15 protein-coding genes are annotated in these 16,308 nt (G+C 55.8%); 4 read left to right on the top strand and 11 right to left on the bottom strand.

Going from position 1 to position 16,308, the window contains the following annotated elements; genetic code table 11:
• Positions 1 to 31 precede the first annotated feature (31 nt).
• From ACAM29_RS07685 to cysD, 10 genes are all read right to left on the bottom strand, one after another.
• Positions 32 to 1,006, bottom strand: a complete 975-nt coding sequence (locus ACAM29_RS07685) for a diguanylate cyclase (RefSeq protein ID WP_369625126.1) — start codon at positions 1,004 to 1,006, stop codon at positions 32 to 34.
• On the bottom strand, positions 1,006 to 2,070 hold the full coding sequence (locus ACAM29_RS07680) for a response regulator (protein WP_369623758.1): 1,065 nt from the start codon (positions 2,068 to 2,070) through the stop codon (positions 1,006 to 1,008). Before ACAM29_RS07680 ends, ACAM29_RS07685 begins: the two co-directional genes overlap by 1 nt.
• An 84-nt stretch (positions 2,071 to 2,154) precedes the next feature.
• A complete protein-coding gene (locus tag ACAM29_RS07675) occupies positions 2,155 to 2,856 on the bottom strand; it encodes an electron transport complex subunit E (protein ID WP_206841004.1) in 702 nt (233 codons plus the stop codon).
• A complete protein-coding gene (gene rsxG, locus ACAM29_RS07670) occupies positions 2,853 to 3,509 on the bottom strand; it encodes an electron transport complex subunit RsxG (protein WP_354411763.1) in 657 nt (218 codons plus the stop codon). Before rsxG ends, ACAM29_RS07675 begins: the two co-directional genes overlap by 4 nt.
• Positions 3,506 to 4,561 (bottom strand): electron transport complex subunit RsxD, encoded by a 1,056-nt coding sequence (gene rsxD, locus ACAM29_RS07665; protein ID WP_369623757.1) that lies wholly within the window; start codon positions 4,559 to 4,561, stop codon positions 3,506 to 3,508. Before rsxD ends, rsxG begins: the two co-directional genes overlap by 4 nt.
• Positions 4,562 to 4,595: 34 nt before the next feature.
• A complete protein-coding gene (rsxC, locus tag ACAM29_RS07660) occupies positions 4,596 to 6,515 on the bottom strand; it encodes an electron transport complex subunit RsxC (protein ID WP_369623756.1) in 1,920 nt (639 codons plus the stop codon).
• Positions 6,515 to 7,111 carry an electron transport complex subunit RsxB gene (rsxB, locus tag ACAM29_RS07655; RefSeq protein WP_091827130.1) on the bottom strand — a complete coding sequence of 199 codons (597 nt, stop codon included), beginning with the start codon at positions 7,109 to 7,111 and terminating at the stop codon, positions 6,515 to 6,517. The genes rsxC and rsxB overlap by 1 nt, the downstream gene beginning before the upstream one ends.
• A gap of 13 nt (positions 7,112 to 7,124) precedes the next feature.
• A complete protein-coding gene (gene rsxA, locus ACAM29_RS07650; RefSeq protein WP_091827131.1) occupies positions 7,125 to 7,706 on the bottom strand; it encodes an electron transport complex subunit RsxA in 582 nt (193 codons plus the stop codon).
• Positions 7,707 to 7,835: 129 nt separating this feature from the next.
• Entirely contained in the window at positions 7,836 to 9,491 is a 1,656-nt protein-coding gene (cysN, locus tag ACAM29_RS07645) for a sulfate adenylyltransferase subunit CysN (RefSeq protein ID WP_369623755.1), read from the bottom strand.
• A gap of 43 nt (positions 9,492 to 9,534) precedes the next feature.
• Complete coding sequence (cysD, locus tag ACAM29_RS07640) at positions 9,535 to 10,443, bottom strand: sulfate adenylyltransferase subunit CysD (RefSeq protein WP_217633015.1); 909 nt, start codon at positions 10,441 to 10,443, stop codon at positions 9,535 to 9,537.
• Positions 10,444 to 10,695: 252 nt separating this feature from the next.
• On the opposite strand from cysD, the gene ACAM29_RS07635 reads away from it, so the two are divergent.
• Genes ACAM29_RS07635 through ACAM29_RS07625 form a run of 3 tightly spaced genes read left to right on the top strand, consistent with a single transcriptional unit; the run spans position 10,696 to position 13,459 of the window.
• Positions 10,696 to 12,354, top strand: coding sequence for a nitrite/sulfite reductase (locus ACAM29_RS07635; protein WP_369623754.1), 1,659 nt, complete (start codon positions 10,696 to 10,698; stop codon positions 12,352 to 12,354).
• Positions 12,338 to 12,814, top strand: a complete 477-nt coding sequence (locus ACAM29_RS07630; protein WP_369623753.1) for a DUF934 domain-containing protein — start codon at positions 12,338 to 12,340, stop codon at positions 12,812 to 12,814. Before ACAM29_RS07635 ends, ACAM29_RS07630 begins: the two co-directional genes overlap by 17 nt.
• A gap of 21 nt (positions 12,815 to 12,835) precedes the next feature.
• Entirely contained in the window at positions 12,836 to 13,459 is a 624-nt protein-coding gene (locus ACAM29_RS07625; RefSeq protein ID WP_206841019.1) for a phosphoadenosine phosphosulfate reductase family protein, read from the top strand.
• Between the two features lie 120 nt (positions 13,460 to 13,579).
• On the opposite strand, the gene ACAM29_RS07620 is transcribed toward ACAM29_RS07625, so the two are convergent.
• Positions 13,580 to 14,071: a phage integrase N-terminal SAM-like domain-containing protein gene (locus ACAM29_RS07620; RefSeq protein ID WP_369623752.1), complete on the bottom strand. Its 492-nt coding sequence runs from the start codon at positions 14,069 to 14,071 to the stop codon at positions 13,580 to 13,582.
• A 235-nt stretch (positions 14,072 to 14,306) separates the two neighbouring features.
• Here ACAM29_RS07620 and ACAM29_RS07615 point away from each other — a divergent pair, with 235 nt between their 5' ends.
• Complete coding sequence (locus tag ACAM29_RS07615; RefSeq protein ID WP_369623751.1) at positions 14,307 to 15,926, top strand: reverse transcriptase domain-containing protein; 1,620 nt, start codon at positions 14,307 to 14,309, stop codon at positions 15,924 to 15,926.
• The last annotated feature ends 382 nt before the right edge of the window (positions 15,927 to 16,308 follow it).

The following is a 16,308-nucleotide window of genomic DNA, read 5'->3' as shown; positions in this document are numbered from 1 at the left end:
GCGGTCTGTCCGGTTACGGGCAAAGCTGCGATTATTCCAGATCCTCGGCCAGGGTGGTACGGTTGCGGCCATTTTCCTTGGAGTAATACAGCGCCGTGTCGGCATCTCGCATCCACTCTTCATGGGATTGATGCTGGTTGCCAAGCTGAGAAATGCCAAGGCTGGCGGTAAACTGTATACGGTTGGGGCCGTGCCTTACTTCCAGCATCTCGATTGCACGGCGAACCCGTTCGGCGAACACCATGGCGTTGGTGGCTGTGGTGTTGACCAGCAGAACGCCAAACTCCTCGCCGCCATAACGGCCCGGCGTATCCGTGGCACGTGCATGGTGGCGCAGGGTTTCGGACAGGATACGGATGACCTCGTCACCGGCCTGGTGGCCGTAAGTGTCGTTGATCGTCTTGAAGTGGTCCACATCCATCATGACCAGGCTTGAGGGGGTCTGAGTTCGGCGGAAGCGCTCATACTCCTGTCGCAGGCACTCTTCCCAGTAGCCTCGGTTTGCAAGACCACTGAGTCTGTCTGTGCGACTCAGCAGTGCGAGCTCGGCGTTGGCATCACGCAGCCCCAACTGGCTCATGGCGGCGGCCGTCATGTCATAGATCATAATGCCGACATGGTCGATCTGGCCACTGGGAGAGGAGAGCGGAATCAATGTCACGTTCTGATACATGAACTCAGCCAGTCCCGTAATAGGGTGGTACGGCTTGAAGCGGAACAGGTAAGGGCGCTCTTCCCAGGTGATAAAGGCACGATTGCGAAGCATGAAGACGCTTTCAAGCTTGCGCTGAAACCATTGTCCAGGGAAGTCATCGAACAGGTCTTCCAGTCGTTTGCCGTAAGCAATGGCATCACGTACACCGGAATGGTTGGTCATGAAATTGTTCCAAAGGTGAACGCGGTGGTCGGCATCCAACACAATCAGGCCCACATCCAAGTGTTGCAGGAGTCCCAGTTGCCAATGGAACTCATCCACGCTCAGTATGTGCTCCGGCGGGTTGATCATCACAGATGCCTCACTAATTCATTCATGGCCGGAAGTGAATCTTCGGTAAACAGCAGCAGCAGGTCACAACTCAAATCGCGCCCCTCGATCCGGTAACCGATGTCGATGCTTAGTGTTCGCGTCCAGCGGCTGTTCTGTTGCAGGTTCGGTATACTGCAGTGCTGGCCCAGAATCAGTGGCGAGCCCTGGCCAAAACTCAGATCTAGCTGTGATCCAAGCCCGTTCAAGAAGGCACCGATCAAGAGGTTGGCGATATCCATCATCAATTCGCGTTCGACCTGGTCGGTGATTTCACCTTCATGGCCGAGCATATAAGCCAGATCCTGACTGCTGGAGTCACTGAACATCAGCAAGGCTTCACCGGCGATGCCTGGAGCGATAAAGCCCTGACAAATAGTGGTGATCGGATTGTCTCCAGTCGCCTGATGCAACGCCATGTCGAATTCACACAGCTCAACCAACTGTACGTGGGGGATTGGCAATTCGATAAAGACCTTCAACAGCCGTGCAAGGCGGTCGGCTGCCTGGCCCATAGCGACGTTAGCCAGCTCCTGGTAGCTCTCGGTCAGTTCAAATGCCTGCGATACCGGGTCGAGGCCCAGGCCGCGAGTGCGGTTCAGTGGCTGTGGACGTGCACCTTCGAGATCGGCTTCAACTGCATCATTTACGGTGTCGGCGGGGCGTTCGGCAAGTTCTTCGAGCAGGCCGTATGAGCGCAGGGATGGGGTCAGCAGGTCGGTATCCAGCGGTTTGTGGATGAAATCAAGTGCGCCGAGTTGAATCACACGCTCACGGGCTTCCGGCTGAATATCGCCGGATACAACGATGGTAAGAGTGGGCAGGTCATTGGCACGGATGCGTTCCAGTACCTGGTAGCCATCCAGCAACGGCATGTTAAGGTCGAGAAACAGCAGCTCACCCTTGCCGGCTCTGATCGCCTCAAGTGCCTCCAGGCCATGGCTGGCGTGTGTAATGTCCACATTCCATTGTTTCAGCGCTCGCTCCATCTGCTTGCGAGCGAGGCGGGAATCATCACAGATTACGACGGATAGCGGTTTGCCCACCTTGGCTCCTGTTGATCGAAAATGATGCAGGTTTGGCCGAGGTTAATGAAAAAGGGTTTGGGTTTCAATGAGTAAAAAGTGTCATCAACCGGTAACGCGTACCCTTTTGCTACCCGTCAAGGTTTTGGGAGTCTGTTGCTTGCGGCGTTCTTCCAGGCGCGCATCGATTATGTTCTTCAGCGCAATCAGCAGTCCAAGGCCAACAAAGGCACCCGGTGGCAGAATGGCAAACAGGAAGCCTGGGTAGTCCTCGAACATCAGCCACTTCCAGTTGCGTGCGGCTTCGCCGAACAGCAGGTGCATGTCACTGAACAGCGCGCCGGTGCCCAGCAACTCGCGCATACCGCCCAGCAGGACCAATACGGCGGTGAAGCCGACGCCCATCATCAGGCCGTCCAATACTGAGGCGCGCACCGGGTTTTTGCTGGCAAAGGCATCGGCACGGCCCATGATGGCGCAGTTGGTCACAATCAATGGAATGAAGATGCCCAAAATCAGGTAAAGCTCATAGGTGAATGCCTGCATCAGCAGTTCGATCGCCGTCACGAAAGAGGCAATGATCATTACGAAGATCGGCAGGCGTACGGTTTCCGGCACCAGTTTGCGGAAAGCGGATACAGTCAGGTTTGAGCTGACCAGTACCAATGTGCTTGCAAGGCCAAGGCCAAGGGCGTTCACTACGGAGGCGGTGACGGCCAGCAGGGGGCAAAGGCCCAGTAGTTGAACCAGTGCCGGATTGTTGGTCCAAAGGCCGTCCAATGTAATCTTGCGGTAGTCGACGCTCATTGTGTGACTCCTGCCGCAGAAGCGGCGTCAGCAGTAACGGGTTGCAGCAACTGTGCGCGGTGAGCCCGGAAAAACTCGATTGTGCGGGCGGTGGCGTTTACGATCGCACGTGGCGTGATAGTCGCACCGGTGAACTGATCAAATCTGCCACCGTCTTTTTTTACCGCCCAGTTCTCGTCACGATTAACCGCCATGTGAGCCCCCTCAAAAGCCAGAATCCAGTCGGATTTGGCCAGCTCGATCTTGTCACCCAGCCCCGGTGTTTCCTTGTGGCTTAGGACGCGTACACCGGCGAGCGAACTGTCGGCATTCACACCGATCAGCAGCTCGATGTTGCCGCTGTAGCCATCCGGTGCAATCACCGGAAGCAGTACAGTTACCACCTCGCCGGAATTGATTGCCTGCCAGCCTGTGCTGCCGGAAGGGTAGCCCAGCTCAGGCGCGGCACTGAGCTGAATCTCATGCGACAGCAGATCGGGATCTATCTCGCGAGGCACGATTTCATACAAGGCACGGGCCTGAAATTCGGCCTTGTTGTGCGCGATTCTTTCGCGTGTACTCAGCTGAGTGAAGGCGATGACAGCCGCTGTTACGATCGCGAAAATGCCGATGGCCAGGGCGTTATTGCGAATGGCCTGAAAGACTTCGTTCATGCCTTGCCTCCCTGTCCCTTTTTGGCTCTGTTATGGCCATAGCTGCGTGGCTGGGTATAGATATCGATAAAGGGCGCCGCCAGATTCATCAGTAAAACCGCGAAGGCCACACCATCGGGGTAGTTACCCCAGGTACGGATAATGAAAATCAGGATGCCAATACTGGCACCGAACACTATCCGTCCACGGTTACTGGTCGCGCTGGAGACCGGGTCGGTAATGATGAAGAACGCCGCCAGCATGGTGGCACCGGTGCTGAGGTGGAAGAAGGGGTCAGCATAGTTGTCGGGATCAAAACCGAAAAACATGCTTGAACACAGGGCCAGTGCCAGCAGCATGGAGATGGGTGCGTGCCAGGTGATCACCTTGCGGTACAGCAGAAAGATGCCGCCCATCAGCCAGGCGGCACTGACTGCGTGCCAGGCGCCGATGCCTTGTGACAATACGGTGGACTGGCGCCAGGCTTCTTCGGTGGTCAGGCCGCCACGATGGCGGATTTCATCCAGAGGGGTCGCTCCGGTAAAACTGTCATACCAGAGGTTGTCGGCGGCGGCGAAGATGGCCTTCAGCGTGTCGAGGAACGGCGCTATCTGCCAGCCGTCGCCATTGAGTACGAAGGGGGCGGTCCAGCGTGTCATTTCCACCGGGAACGAGATCAGCAGGAGGGCATAGGCCACCATGGCGGGATTGAACGGGTTCTGTCCCAAACCGCCGTAAAGGTGCTTGCCCAATACAATGGCAACAAACACGCCGACCAGTGTCATCCACCAGGGCGCGAAGGGAGGAATTGCCACGGCCAGCAGCATGGCCGTGACAATGGCGCTGCCATCGCTGAGGTGAAACAGCACCGGGCGCTTGCGCAGCATGAGTATTACGGCTTCAAATCCCAGTGCCAGCAGGCCGGCCCAGATAATCTGGATTACAGTGCCCCAGCCGAAAAAGACGGTCATGGCCAGAATGCCGGGCAGCATGGCCAGCATTACCAGTCGCATCACATTGGCGGTGCTGTTGGCCTTGTAGACATGAGGTGAACTCAGTCGGATCAGTGACATCGGTGTGCGATCCTGTCTTAAGTATCAGTTGGGTTTAGGCCGGCGAGTGCTCGCTCAGGCTCTGGTTCAGTGCGTCGGATTTCTTGCGGGCTTCCACCAGTTCGGTTTCCATCTCCCGACGTGCCTGTTCGTCTTCCGTCTTGGTCAGTGCGCGTTCCAGTTTGGTCACCGCTGCGCGGGCCATGGCGGCATCAATCTTGAGCTGCTTGAGATCTACGCCCTTTTCGGCGGCGGCAGCGGCTTCTGCCTGCTCAGCTGCCTTAAAGGCCTGCTCGGCTTCTTCTGATTTCTGCTCCAGGTCAGTCAGGGTGACGCGCAGGGCATCGATGCCATCAAGCCCCTTGTCTTCAGCGTTCTTGAGAGCGTCACGGGCCTTTTTCAGCTTGGTACGGGCAACCGCTGCAGCGGTTTTCAGTTGCTTCAGGTCTGGTGCTACACTGGCTGCAGGAGCGGTGTTGCCGGGTTCGGCCTGTGCCTTGTCCGCTTCGGTACTCTTGCGAGACTGTTGTGCCCGTGCGGCCTCTTCGGCCCGCGCCTTACGGCGTGCCTCCTTCTCGGCCTGTTCGCGTTCGAGCCGCGCCTGACGGGCTTCAAAACGCTGACGCGCATGATCAGCCTTGCGTTGTTCGGCTTCTTCGGTACGAATCTCAGATTTGGCAAAGCGATAGTACTGCACCAGCGGAATGCTGCTGGGGCAGACATAGGCACAGGCGCCGCACTCGATGCAGTCGAACAGGTTGTGATTACGCGCCTTGTCGAACTCACGCCCTTTGGAGAACCAGTACAGCTGCTGCGGCAGCAGCGTAACGGGGCAAACCTGCTCACACATATTGCAACGGATGCAGGGCTGCTCAGGTGGTGCCTGTGGCATTTCCTCATCGCTGGCGGCAATGATGCAGTTGGTGGTCTTGATCACAGGGATCTGATCATGCGCGACCGTGACCCCCATCATCGGCCCGCCCATCACCAGCCTGAACAGACGGCCTTCGTACAGGCTGGCAGCATCCAGCAGGTCGGCGAAGGGGGTACCAATCAGGGCTTCAAAATTCTGCGGCTTGGCCACGGCGTCGCCGGTGACGGTCACAATGCGGGAAATCAGCGGCTCGCCAAAATGTACCGCACGATGGATGGCGGTTGTCGTGCCCACATTCTGGCACACAATGCCGATATCGGCAGGGATGCGACCACTTGGTACTTCCAGTCCGGTGAGCAGCTGGATCAGCTGGCGTTCACCGCCCGAAGGGTATTTGGTGGGCACGACGCGGATATCAATATTCAGCTCGCAACCCTTGAGTACCGCTTCCAATGCGTGGATTGCCTGCGGCTTGTTGTCCTCGATGCCGATCATGATATGGCTCGGGCGCAACAGGTGGCTGATGATGCGAATACCGCTGAGAATGTCGGCGGCACGCTCACGCATCAGCATGTCATCAGCCGTGATATAGGGTTCGCACTCGGCGGCGTTGATGATCAGAGTATTGACGATATGGTCATCACCCAGATGCAGCTTCACATCGGTTGGGAAGCCAGCACCGCCCATGCCGGCGATGCCGCACTGGCGGATATGCTCGATCAGAACCGAGGGCTCCAGCCGGGTGTAATCCTGCAGGCCCTGGTGTTCAATCCACTCATCCTGACCGTCGGTTTCCAGCGTGATGCAGTCAGACTCAAGGCCTGATGCATGCGGCACCGGGTGTGGCCCGATGGAGCGCACAATGCCTGAGGTAGGCGCGTGCAGCGATGCGCTGATACGGCCGACCGGTTCGGCAATCAACTGTCCCTTGAGTACACGATCGCCCACATTGACCACCGGGTTGGCGGCAATGCCGATATGCTGCTGCAGTGGGATATAGAGCATCTTCGGCAGCGGTGCATGGGCAATCGGGGTTCGGGTGGACTGCTTCTTGTTTTCCGGCGGGTGCACGCCACCGTGGAACGCAAATACCTTGCCCATCAGTGTGCCTCCTGCTGTTCGGCGCCGCGACCACGGTCGGTCGCGATCAGGCTGGAGGACTCGGTTGGCGAGGGCCATTTCCAGTTGGTAATGGTGGTTTCCACCGGAATCATATCAATACAGTCCACGGGGCAGGGTTCAACACAGAGATCGCAGCCGGTGCACTCATCGACGATGACGGTATGCATCTGTTTGGCGGCGCCCAGAATCGCATCCACGGGGCAGGCCTGAATGCACTTGGTGCAGCCGATGCATTCATCTTCGCGGATAAAGGCAACCTTTTTGACCTGTTCTTCACCGTGTTCGGCATCCAGCGGCACCGCTTCCACATCGAGCAGGTCAGCCAGCGCTTCGATGGTGCTTTGACCACCGGGCGGGCACTTGTTGATCGCCTCACCATTGGCGATCGCTTCCGCGTAGGGGCGACAGCCCGGGTAGCCGCACTGGCCACACTGCGTTTGTGGCAACAGGGAATCGATCTGATCCACGATCGGGTTGCCCTCGACACGAAAGCGTACCGAGGCATAACCCAGAATCACGCCGAACACGACGGCGAGGCAAAACAGGATAAGAATAGCGGTAATAACGGTCGTCATCGTCGCCTCCGCCTCAGAACTGCACGAGGCCGGCAAAGCCCATGAAGGCCAGCGACATCAGACCGGCGGTGACCATGCCGATGGCCGCACCGCGAAAGGGAACGGGCACATCCGCGACGGCGATCCGCTCACGAATGGCCGAGAACAGCACCAGCGCCATCGAGAAGCCGACGGCAGCACCAAAACCATAGGCGATCGACTCAAGGAAGCCGTTTTGCTTCTTGATGTTGAGCAGGGCAACGCCGAGTACCGCACAGTTGGTGGTGATCAGCGGCAGGAAGATGCCGAGCAGCTTGTACAACAGCGGACTGGTTTTGTGCACCACCATTTCGGTGAACTGAACCACTACCGCAATCACCAGAATAAAGGCGATGGTTTGCAGGTATTCCAGCTCGAAGGGGACCAGCAGGGTCGAGTACACCAGATAGCTGCACACCGACGACAGCGTCAGCACGAAGGTGGTGGCCAGGGACATGCCCATGGCCGTTTCCAGCTTGTTGGAAACACCCATGAACGGACACAGCCCGAGGAACTGGACCAGTACGAAGTTATTCACCAGTACGGTGCTGATCAGGATGAGCAGAAATTCAGTCATAGCCCCTGTCAATGCCTCAAGCCCTGCCGGCATGACCGGGCAGGGCGTATTAGATTCCGCTGAATTTTACCGGATTTATAACCTTAGGGTATAGATCCGCAGGCCGAGCGCAAGCGCCCGATCCCCGACTCAGATCAGATCTGCCTGCTGAATTTTCTGCAACAGTGCCTTGACCTGTGCAGTTGGAGGCAGTTCTGCGTCGGCCTCAAGCACCAGATCTGCCTCAAAATCATCACGCTGAGTCAGCAGCAACAGACCGGCAGCCTTGAGTGCGGCAACCTGCTCAGTGTTCTGGAAGGTCAGTGCCAGCGGCAGGCGGCCACGATTGAACAGTTGTTGCTCAAGTGTATACAGCAGCGTTGCACCCTGAGTCGCGTCAGTGGCCTTGATCTGAACCAGTGCCGCTTTCTGACCAAAGCGCTCGGCACGCTGCTGAGTGCTGATGATGGACTCGGCGTGCAGCTCAATCGCACTGTCATCTTCAGCTTCGGCCTGAATCATGCCGGCTGCCACGGTGGCGTTGGTCAACCGATCAACGATAATGAACGAGCCGGTGCCCTTGTGACGACGGTAGTCATCCGCCACTACGGCGCGTTCCAGACTGATCTCGACCTGAGCGATCTCGTTTAGTCCCAGTGTCGCTGCCGGGCTTTGTTCCAGCGTATTCACATCGATGCGGTGACGAATCGCGCTGACACGCCCTGCCGTGCGGGTGCTGGCCAGCTTGATTTCGTAGCTGCGCCCCGGAATCAGCTCCTGTTCCGACATCCATACCAGATGCGCTGCGAAGCGGTTAGTCACTTCCGGTACCTGATCACTGTGTACGATCAGGTCGCCACGGGAGATATCGATTTCGTCTTCCAGTGTCAGCGTCACCGCCATGGGCGCAAACGCCTCGGCCAGCTCGCCATCGAAGGTTACGATCGATTTCACCTTGCTGGATTTGCCGGAGGGCAATACCGTCACCGCATCCCCCGGGCGCACGATACCCGCACTTAGGGTACCGCAGTAGCCGCGGAAGTTCAGGTTCGGACGGTTGACGTACTGTACCGGGAAGCGCAGTTCATCAAAATTGGCGTCTCCGGCGATCTCCACGTTTTCCAGTGTCTGCATCAGCGAATCGCCGCTGTACCAGGGCATGTTCTCTGACGGGTTGACCACGTTGTCGCCCTTCAGGGCGGAAATCGGTGCGAAGTGGATATCCTTCAGTCCCAGCCCCTGAGCAAAGTTCAGGTAGTCCTGCTTGATCTGTTCAAAGCGTTCTTCGCTGAAGTCCACCAGATCCATCTTGTTGATCGCCACCACGGTGTGCTTGATGCCCAGCAGGGACACGATGAAGCTGTGACGGCGGGTCTGCACCTGTACCCCGTGACGGGCGTCGATCAGGATGATCGCCAGATCACAGGTGGACGCACCGGTGGCCATGTTGCGGGTGTACTGCTCGTGCCCCGGCGTATCGGCGATGATGAACTTGCGCTTGGCGGTGGAGAAGTAGCGGTAGGCCACATCAATGGTGATGCCCTGTTCGCGCTCGGCCTGCAGGCCGTCGACCAGCAGTGCCAGATCGATCTCGTCTCCGGTGGTGCCGACTTTCTTGCTGTCGTTCTGAATCGCGGCCAGCTGATCTTCATAGATCATCTTGGAGTCGTGCAGCAGACGACCGATCAGGGTGGATTTGCCGTCGTCTACGCTGCCGCAGGTGAGAAAGCGCAGCAGCTCCTTGTTCTCGTGCTGGTCCAGGTAGGCGTCGATGTCAGTGGCGATCAGATCAGATTGATGACTCATAATGCTGTACTCAAATATCCGTTAACGAGATGGCGGTGGCGGCTCAGAAATACCCTTCGATCTTCTTCTGCTCCATGGAACCGGCGCTGTCGTGGTCGATGGCGCGGCCCTGGCGCTCTGACGTAGTGGTCAGCAGCATCTCCTGAATGATCTCGGGCAGGGTGTCGGCATCGGATTCCACGGCGCCGGTCAGCGGGTAGCAGCCCAGCGTACGGAAACGGATATTCTTCATCATCGGCACTTCGCCATCCGCCAGCGGCAGGCGCTCGTCGTCGACCATGATCAGCATGCCATCGCGCTCGACCACCGGACGCACTGCCGAGAAATACAGCGGAACGATGGGGATCTGCTCCAGATGGATGTACTGCCAAATGTCCAGCTCGGTCCAGTTCGACAGCGGGAATACGCGGATGCTCTCGCCCTTGTCGACACGGGTGTTAAAGGTGTTCCACAGCTCCGGGCGCTGGTTTTTCGGGTCCCAACGGTGGTGCTTGTCGCGGAAGGAGAACACGCGCTCCTTGGCGCGGGATTTCTCTTCGTCGCGGCGGGCACCGCCAAAGGCGGCGTCGAACTTGTACTGGTTCAGCGCCTGCTTCAGCCCCTGGGTTTTCATGATGTCGGTGTGCTTGGACGAGCCGTGGGTGAACGGGCTGATGCCCATCTCAACGCCTTCCGGGTTGATGTGGACGATCAGATCCATGCCGGCCTCCTTCGCCATATGGTCACGGAACTGGATCATCTCCTTGAACTTCCAGGTGGTGTCTACGTGCAGCAGCGGGAAGGGCGGCTTGCCCGGGAAGAACGCCTTGCGTGCCAGATGCAGCATCACGGAAGAGTCCTTGCCGACAGAATAGAGCATGACCGGATTGTCGAACTCGGCAGCCACTTCACGGATGATGTGGATGCTCTCGGCTTCGAGCTGTTTGAGATGGGTCAGGCGGTGTTCCGGCAACAGATTCATCATTCGACTCTTTCACTTGGTTGCGACACGAAAGCCCCGGAGGGCTAATAACTGGATGGCATTATGTCGAAGCGCCAATAAAATAAAAAAGAATATATAAGCATTTTTATATTCCGTCTGGTGATATGGGCGGTATCGACTAATGGTTATAACAAAATTATCAATTAGTATTTTACGTTATAAAAACGACTGGGTAACATGGCGACCTGTTTCAATGACGCTCAGTAGAAAGGTTGAACTGACATGTACCAGTACACCGAAGTGGATCAGAAGCTGGTAGACGAACGGGTGGCGCAGTACCGCGACCAGACCCGCCGCTACCTTGCAGGCGAGCTGCCGGACGAAGAGTTCCGTGCATTGCGCCTGATGAACGGCCTTTATATACAGCGTCAGGCACCGATGCTGCGCGTGGCGGTTCCCTATGGTCTGATGTCTTCGACCCAGATGCGCAAGCTGGCGCACATCGCCCGCACCTATGACAAGGGCTACGGTCACTTCACCACCCGTACCAATATTCAGTACAACTGGCCCACACTGGAGTCGGTACCGGATATTCTGGCCGAGCTGGCCGAAGTGCAGATGCACGCCATCCAGACTTCGGGCAACTGTATTCGCAACACCACCACTGACCCCTACGCCGGCGTCATCGCCAGTGAGCTGGAAGATCCGCGTCCCTGGTGCGAGATCATCCGTCAGTGGTCCACGCTGCACCCGGAATTCGCCTACCTGCCGCGCAAGTTCAAGATCGCCGTCACCGGTGGTCCCGAAGACCGTGCCGCTTCGCAGGTCCATGACATCGGCCTGCATCTGGTCAAGAACGAACAGGGCGAGATCGGCTTTGAAGTGCTGGTCGGTGGCGGCCTCGGCCGTACCCCAGTGATCGGCAAGCAGATCCGTCCCTTCCTGGAAGGGCGTGACCTGCTTTCCTATCTGGAAGCGATTATCCGCGTCTACAACCTGAACGGTCGTCGTGACAACAAGTACAAGGCGCGCATCAAGATTCTGGTGAACGCCATGGGCATTGATGCCTTCCGCGAGCAGGTCGAAGCCGAGTGGGCCGAGATCCGCGAGTCGGACCTGCGCCTGTCGCAGGACGAGATCGACAGGGTCAAGGCCCAGTTTGCACCGCCGGCCTACGCGGCGGATGCGGCCAACAATGACTTGAGCGCCCAGCTGGCTGAGAACGATGACTTCCGCGTCTGGTTTGAGCGTAACACCGTTGAGCACAAGGTGCCGGGCTACCGCATCGTTGTGGTATCGCTCAAGCCTTACCTGAAGGCGCCGGGCGATATCACCGACGTGCAGATGGATATCGTCGCCGATCTGGCGGACAGCTTCTCGTTTGGCGAGATTCGCGCCACCCATCACCAGAACCTGGTGCTGGCCGACGTGAAGCAGGGCGATCTGCTGCAGGTATGGAAGATCCTCAACGCCAACAACCTGGCGCGGCCCAATATCGGCACCCTGACCGACATGATCGTCTGCCCTGGCTTTGACTTCTGCGGTCTGGCCAACGCCCATACCCTGAACATTGCCGAACAGATCAACGAGAAGTTTGAGCAGGTCGATTTCCTGCATGACGTAGGCAACGTTCGCCTGAACATGTCCGGCTGCATCAACGCCTGTGCGCACCACCATGTGGGGCACATCGGTATCCTCGGCGTCGACAAGAAGGGCGAGGACTGGTACCAGTTCACCCTGGGCGGTTCGTCCGAGGCAGATGCGGCACTGGGCAAGGCACTGGGCAAGGCGATTGCCGCCGACGAGGTGGCCAACACCATCGAAAAGATTTTGCTGACCTACATTGAACAGCGTGAATCCGAAGAGGAAAGCTTCCTCGATCTGGTACGCCGTGTGGGTGTAGACCCCTTCAAGGAGGCTGTATATGGCGCTGATCATTGATCGCACACCGGTAACCGAAGATCGCTGGCAGTGGCTGGCGGATGATCAGGCGCTGCCCGCCGAAGGCCCGGTCGTATTGCCGCTGGCACGCTGGCTGGACGAAGCCGATGCTCTGGCAGGCCGTGAAACCGGTGTGCAGGTGAACGGTGACGACGACCTGCAGCAGGTTCTGGCACTGCAGGACCGTGTCAGCCTGTTTGCAGTGGAGTTCCCGGCCTTTACCGATGGCAGGGGCTTCAGCATCGCACGCCTGCTGCGTCGCGGCGGCTTCAAGGGTGAAATCCGCGCCATTGGCGACGTGACCCGGGACCGTTTGGCGCATCTGGAGCGCTGCGGCTTCAACGCCCTGCAGGTACCGGACGAGCGCTACAGCCCGGACGTGTTGCAGGCGTTTGACGAAATCGGCGTCCATTACCAGGGCGGTGCGTCACTGGCACGCCCGGCCTATCCTCAGAGCTGAACCGGAATCAGGAGACAACCAATGAGCATCGATCTGGCTGCCGCCAACGCGGAACTGGCGGGCAAAACCCCGCAGGAGATCATCGCCTGGGCCATCGCCCACAGCGACAAGCCGCTGGTCACGACCAACTTCCGTCCCTATGAGTCGGTGATTCTGCACATGGCCGTGCAGGTCAAGCCGGACATTGAGGTGCTGTGGGTCGATTCCGGTTACAACACCTCGGCCACCTACCGCTTCGCGGAAAAGCTGATCAAGGACCTGAACCTGAACATCCACACCTTCATCCCGCAGATGAGCGCAGCCCGTCGCAACGTGCTGATGGGCGGCATCCCCGATGTGGACGATCCGCAGCATGACGAGTTCACCCGTCAGGTGAAACTGGAACCCTTCCAGCGCGCACTGGCCGAACTCAAGCCAGACCTGTGGCTGAACGCGATCCGCAAGGACCAGACCGAATTCCGCCAGTCACTGGATATCGTGACGGCTAGCAAGGACGGCATCATCAAGGTGGCGCCGCTGTTCAACTGGACCGAAGCCGACATGGACGCCTACCTGGCCGAACACAACTTGCCCAACGAGCACGACTACTTCGACCCGACCAAAGCGCTCGAAACGCGCGAGTGCGGACTGCATACGCAGCTGTAAGCGTGTAAGGCCTCGCCGCTCGGCGGGGCCTCAATTCACATCCTTTCTGCCACTTTTCTTATCAGACCGTTCAGGTTAATCTCAAGCTACTGATGTCAGCAGGGAGTACGCTGGCCGTGATTAACCCCAAAAAGGCAGGGATGTCGCATGCCAACTGGCTATCTCCCCAATACCCTTATCACTTACTCGAACTCGCGCAATAGACCGCAATCCCGAGCCATACAGCATGGCAGCCATCAGATAGTGGACTCCGGTCAGTTGGCTGAGCAGTGCGGCCACTTCCTTACTGGTCAGCACGATGGGCAACTTGCGGGGCTTTCGAGCAGGGCTGAAGCTCGACAGGTCACCTACCGTTTGACCCAGGAATTTGGTTTTAAGAAAAACGATGGCATTCAGGGCAAGCGCCTGAGTCCCGGCAGAAACATTATGCTCAACGGCCAGGAAAGTCAGAAAGCGGATAATGTCTTCATCATGCAATTGGCTGGGGTGGCGCTTACCGCTGTACAGAATGAAGTACTTGATCCAGTAAAGATATGTGCTGATCGTCCGGCGACTGTAGCGCTGGACCAACATGAAGTCCTCAACGGACTTGAGAAAAGGAGATTTCGACATGTACCACACCTCATCCATGAAATGTATGCAGACCGTTATACCCGTTGGGTGACGTGATGTCGAGAAAAGTACCTTTTTGACAGTTCGACTTGGTGTTAAGTCATTGTATATCAATGGGTTATGAAGCTTCGATCAGAATTAAAAGGTATACCCGCTAATAATTATTATGAGGTCGCAGACCTCATTAACAGACTGTTATGCAACCGAGTTAAGTAAAACAAAAAAGAAATACATTATGAATAAGCTACTGAAAGAACTACTAGATAAGTTAGATTTTGAAGGTGTAATTTCGAATGCATCTATTCCTAATGATCTGCTACCCTCGAGATATGAAGATAAAGTTGGCGGTGAGCTTGGTAAAGAGTTCGTGGCAAGTCTTGTTAAAATCATAAATGAAGAAAAGTATTCTCCGGCTGAGGCCTCTTTCATACATGTTCCCAAGCCAGGTTTCACCACGAGGCCTGCGGCGCTTCTCACGTTGGCGGATAGATTAGTTTACGAAGCATTAATCGATTCCATAAAACCAGCAATAGAGAAAAAGCTAATAAGCGATGTGTACGTTATGTGGCCTCGAGCCAACTACGTACCAAAAAGGTGGGGTGAATTTGAAAGAGCTCCAATTTCTACGGGTGAGGAGTACGTCGTAAATGTCGATATAACCGCATTTTATGATTCTATAGACCATTCGGTTTTAGAGGGTAAGATTGTTGATATAATTGGTGAGAATACTTTTGCGCGAGCTATAAGTTTGTTCCTTACTGAGATTATGGGTTCAAATCGAGGAGTCCCCCAAGGAATTTTAGCTTCTGACACGCTGGCTACTCTTTATCTTCAGTCAGTCGATTCTGCAATGCTTAGATCTGGATTTAATTACTGGCGCCATGGAGATGACATAAGAATGAGCGCTGAGAATATATCTTTAGCTAGACAGGCAATAGCTATTGCTGAAATTGAATTGAGAAAAATTGGATTAGTTTTAAACTCATCTAAGTGTGTAATCCAACGAACGGAACACTACGATTCTAATCTTCAAGAAACTAGCAAGGTATATGAGCTTATAAAACAAAGGCTGTATGAGGAAAAAGTTGAGGATGTAAGTACAGACACAGACGTTTTACAGGATCTCATGGATGAAGCAGAACTAGATGACCAAATGAAGTGGGATTTGTTCTACCATGAGTCAATATCTATTGAGGATGTAATTGAAGAAATTAGAGAGCAGTTACAGCCAGATGAGCTAGAGATAGCAAAAACTCTATTTAAAGAAACGATGGAAGGTATTCCAGATGGTGAAAATCCTTTGCCTAAAGATCGTTTTCACGTTCAGATTAAAAAATCAATGCTGCGATTAGCGGCTGGCAAATCAGATATAGCTATTGACAATTGCTCCAGCCTAATTGCCAAGTTCCCAGACAAAACAGAGCTGGTATGTAACTATCTAATATCCTTGTCGTCTATTCGCCCTCGCGATGTCGCATCTCAAGCAGAAGATATTATTAACTCTGACTTGTTTTTGACTGCATGGCAAAAAGCATGGATATATCGAGTACTTGGTGAGTGCAGCGAAGAATTATCTGAAAAAGCCAAGGAAACTATCAGTAAAAATTGCAATGATCAATACGCCCACTGGTTAGAACGGGTTGAAGGGTTTAAGGTTCTATCTAAGATTGGTGAACTTCCCTTTAAATTGGTGATGCAAAGTTGGGAAGTTGCGCCAATAGCATACAAGCCTGACTTGATCGCGTCAGCGGTATATTTATCGAAGAGCTGCGAAAAGTCTAAAAGGTTTTTAGAGGGAATAAAGCAATCTCCTATCGAGAGGGTTGTTGCAAGACATTGTATTGCTAAATCGTAGATGAGTGTATTTATCAATGCATAACAAGTGTGTGATGTTCGCCGCTATCGCGGCTGGGACCTCCACTTCGCTGGCGCTACGTTCCGGCCCCATACACAGGCGTTATGTAAATCGGCCAGTTTGTGGTTTTATGGGTGCCATCGCAGGTTAAGGTGGCAGTATAGAAATCGTGCCGGCGTTCTCGGTGCGGTCGAAGGCTTGGGCAGTGGCCGGGGCTTTGGGAGGTTTCGGCCTTGAGTGCTTCGGTTCGGCTTCAATGGTTGCTGCCGCTGGGTCATATTAATCCTGGTGCCATCGGTTGGCACGCCGGGCTTGGCGGTAGCGTGCCGGTTGGCATGGGGCCGTTTGAAACAGGAAGAGTGCAGGCGGTATGGTTTCCAGC

The organism is Marinobacterium sp. BA1 (genome assembly GCF_041155135.1).
Taxonomy (GTDB): Bacteria; Pseudomonadota; Gammaproteobacteria; order Pseudomonadales; family Balneatricaceae; genus Marinobacterium; species Marinobacterium iners.
Note: the sequence above shows the minus strand (reverse complement) of the source record. Positions and strands in the feature narration are given on the sequence as shown.

What these genes read in the sequence shown, in the direction of transcription:
- ACAM29_RS07635 (WP_369623754.1), top strand. Translation starts at nt 10,696, where the DNA reads ATGTACCAGTACACCGAAGTGGATCAGAAGCTGGTAGACGAACGGGTG.
- ACAM29_RS07675 (WP_206841004.1), bottom strand. Translation starts at nt 2,856, where the DNA reads ATGAGCGTCGACTACCGCAAGATTACATTGGACGGCCTTTGGACCAAC.
- ACAM29_RS07615 (WP_369623751.1), top strand. Translation starts at nt 14,307, where the DNA reads ATGAATAAGCTACTGAAAGAACTACTAGATAAGTTAGATTTTGAAGGT.
- rsxG (WP_354411763.1), bottom strand. Translation starts at nt 3,509, where the DNA reads ATGAACGAAGTCTTTCAGGCCATTCGCAATAACGCCCTGGCCATCGGC.
- ACAM29_RS07625 (WP_206841019.1), top strand. Translation starts at nt 12,836, where the DNA reads ATGAGCATCGATCTGGCTGCCGCCAACGCGGAACTGGCGGGCAAAACC.
- ACAM29_RS07630 (WP_369623753.1), top strand. Translation starts at nt 12,338, where the DNA reads ATGGCGCTGATCATTGATCGCACACCGGTAACCGAAGATCGCTGGCAG.
- ACAM29_RS07620 (WP_369623752.1), bottom strand. Translation starts at nt 14,071, where the DNA reads ATGTCGAAATCTCCTTTTCTCAAGTCCGTTGAGGACTTCATGTTGGTC.
- rsxA (WP_091827131.1), bottom strand. Translation starts at nt 7,706, where the DNA reads ATGACTGAATTTCTGCTCATCCTGATCAGCACCGTACTGGTGAATAAC.
- cysN (WP_369623755.1), bottom strand. Translation starts at nt 9,491, where the DNA reads ATGAGTCATCAATCTGATCTGATCGCCACTGACATCGACGCCTACCTG.
- ACAM29_RS07685 (WP_369625126.1), bottom strand. Translation starts at nt 1,006, where the DNA reads ATGATCAACCCGCCGGAGCACATACTGAGCGTGGATGAGTTCCATTGG.
- rsxC (WP_369623756.1), bottom strand. Translation starts at nt 6,515, where the DNA reads ATGGGCAAGGTATTTGCGTTCCACGGTGGCGTGCACCCGCCGGAAAAC.
- rsxD (WP_369623757.1), bottom strand. Translation starts at nt 4,561, where the DNA reads ATGTCACTGATCCGACTGAGTTCACCTCATGTCTACAAGGCCAACAGC.
- rsxB (WP_091827130.1), bottom strand. Translation starts at nt 7,111, where the DNA reads ATGACGACCGTTATTACCGCTATTCTTATCCTGTTTTGCCTCGCCGTC.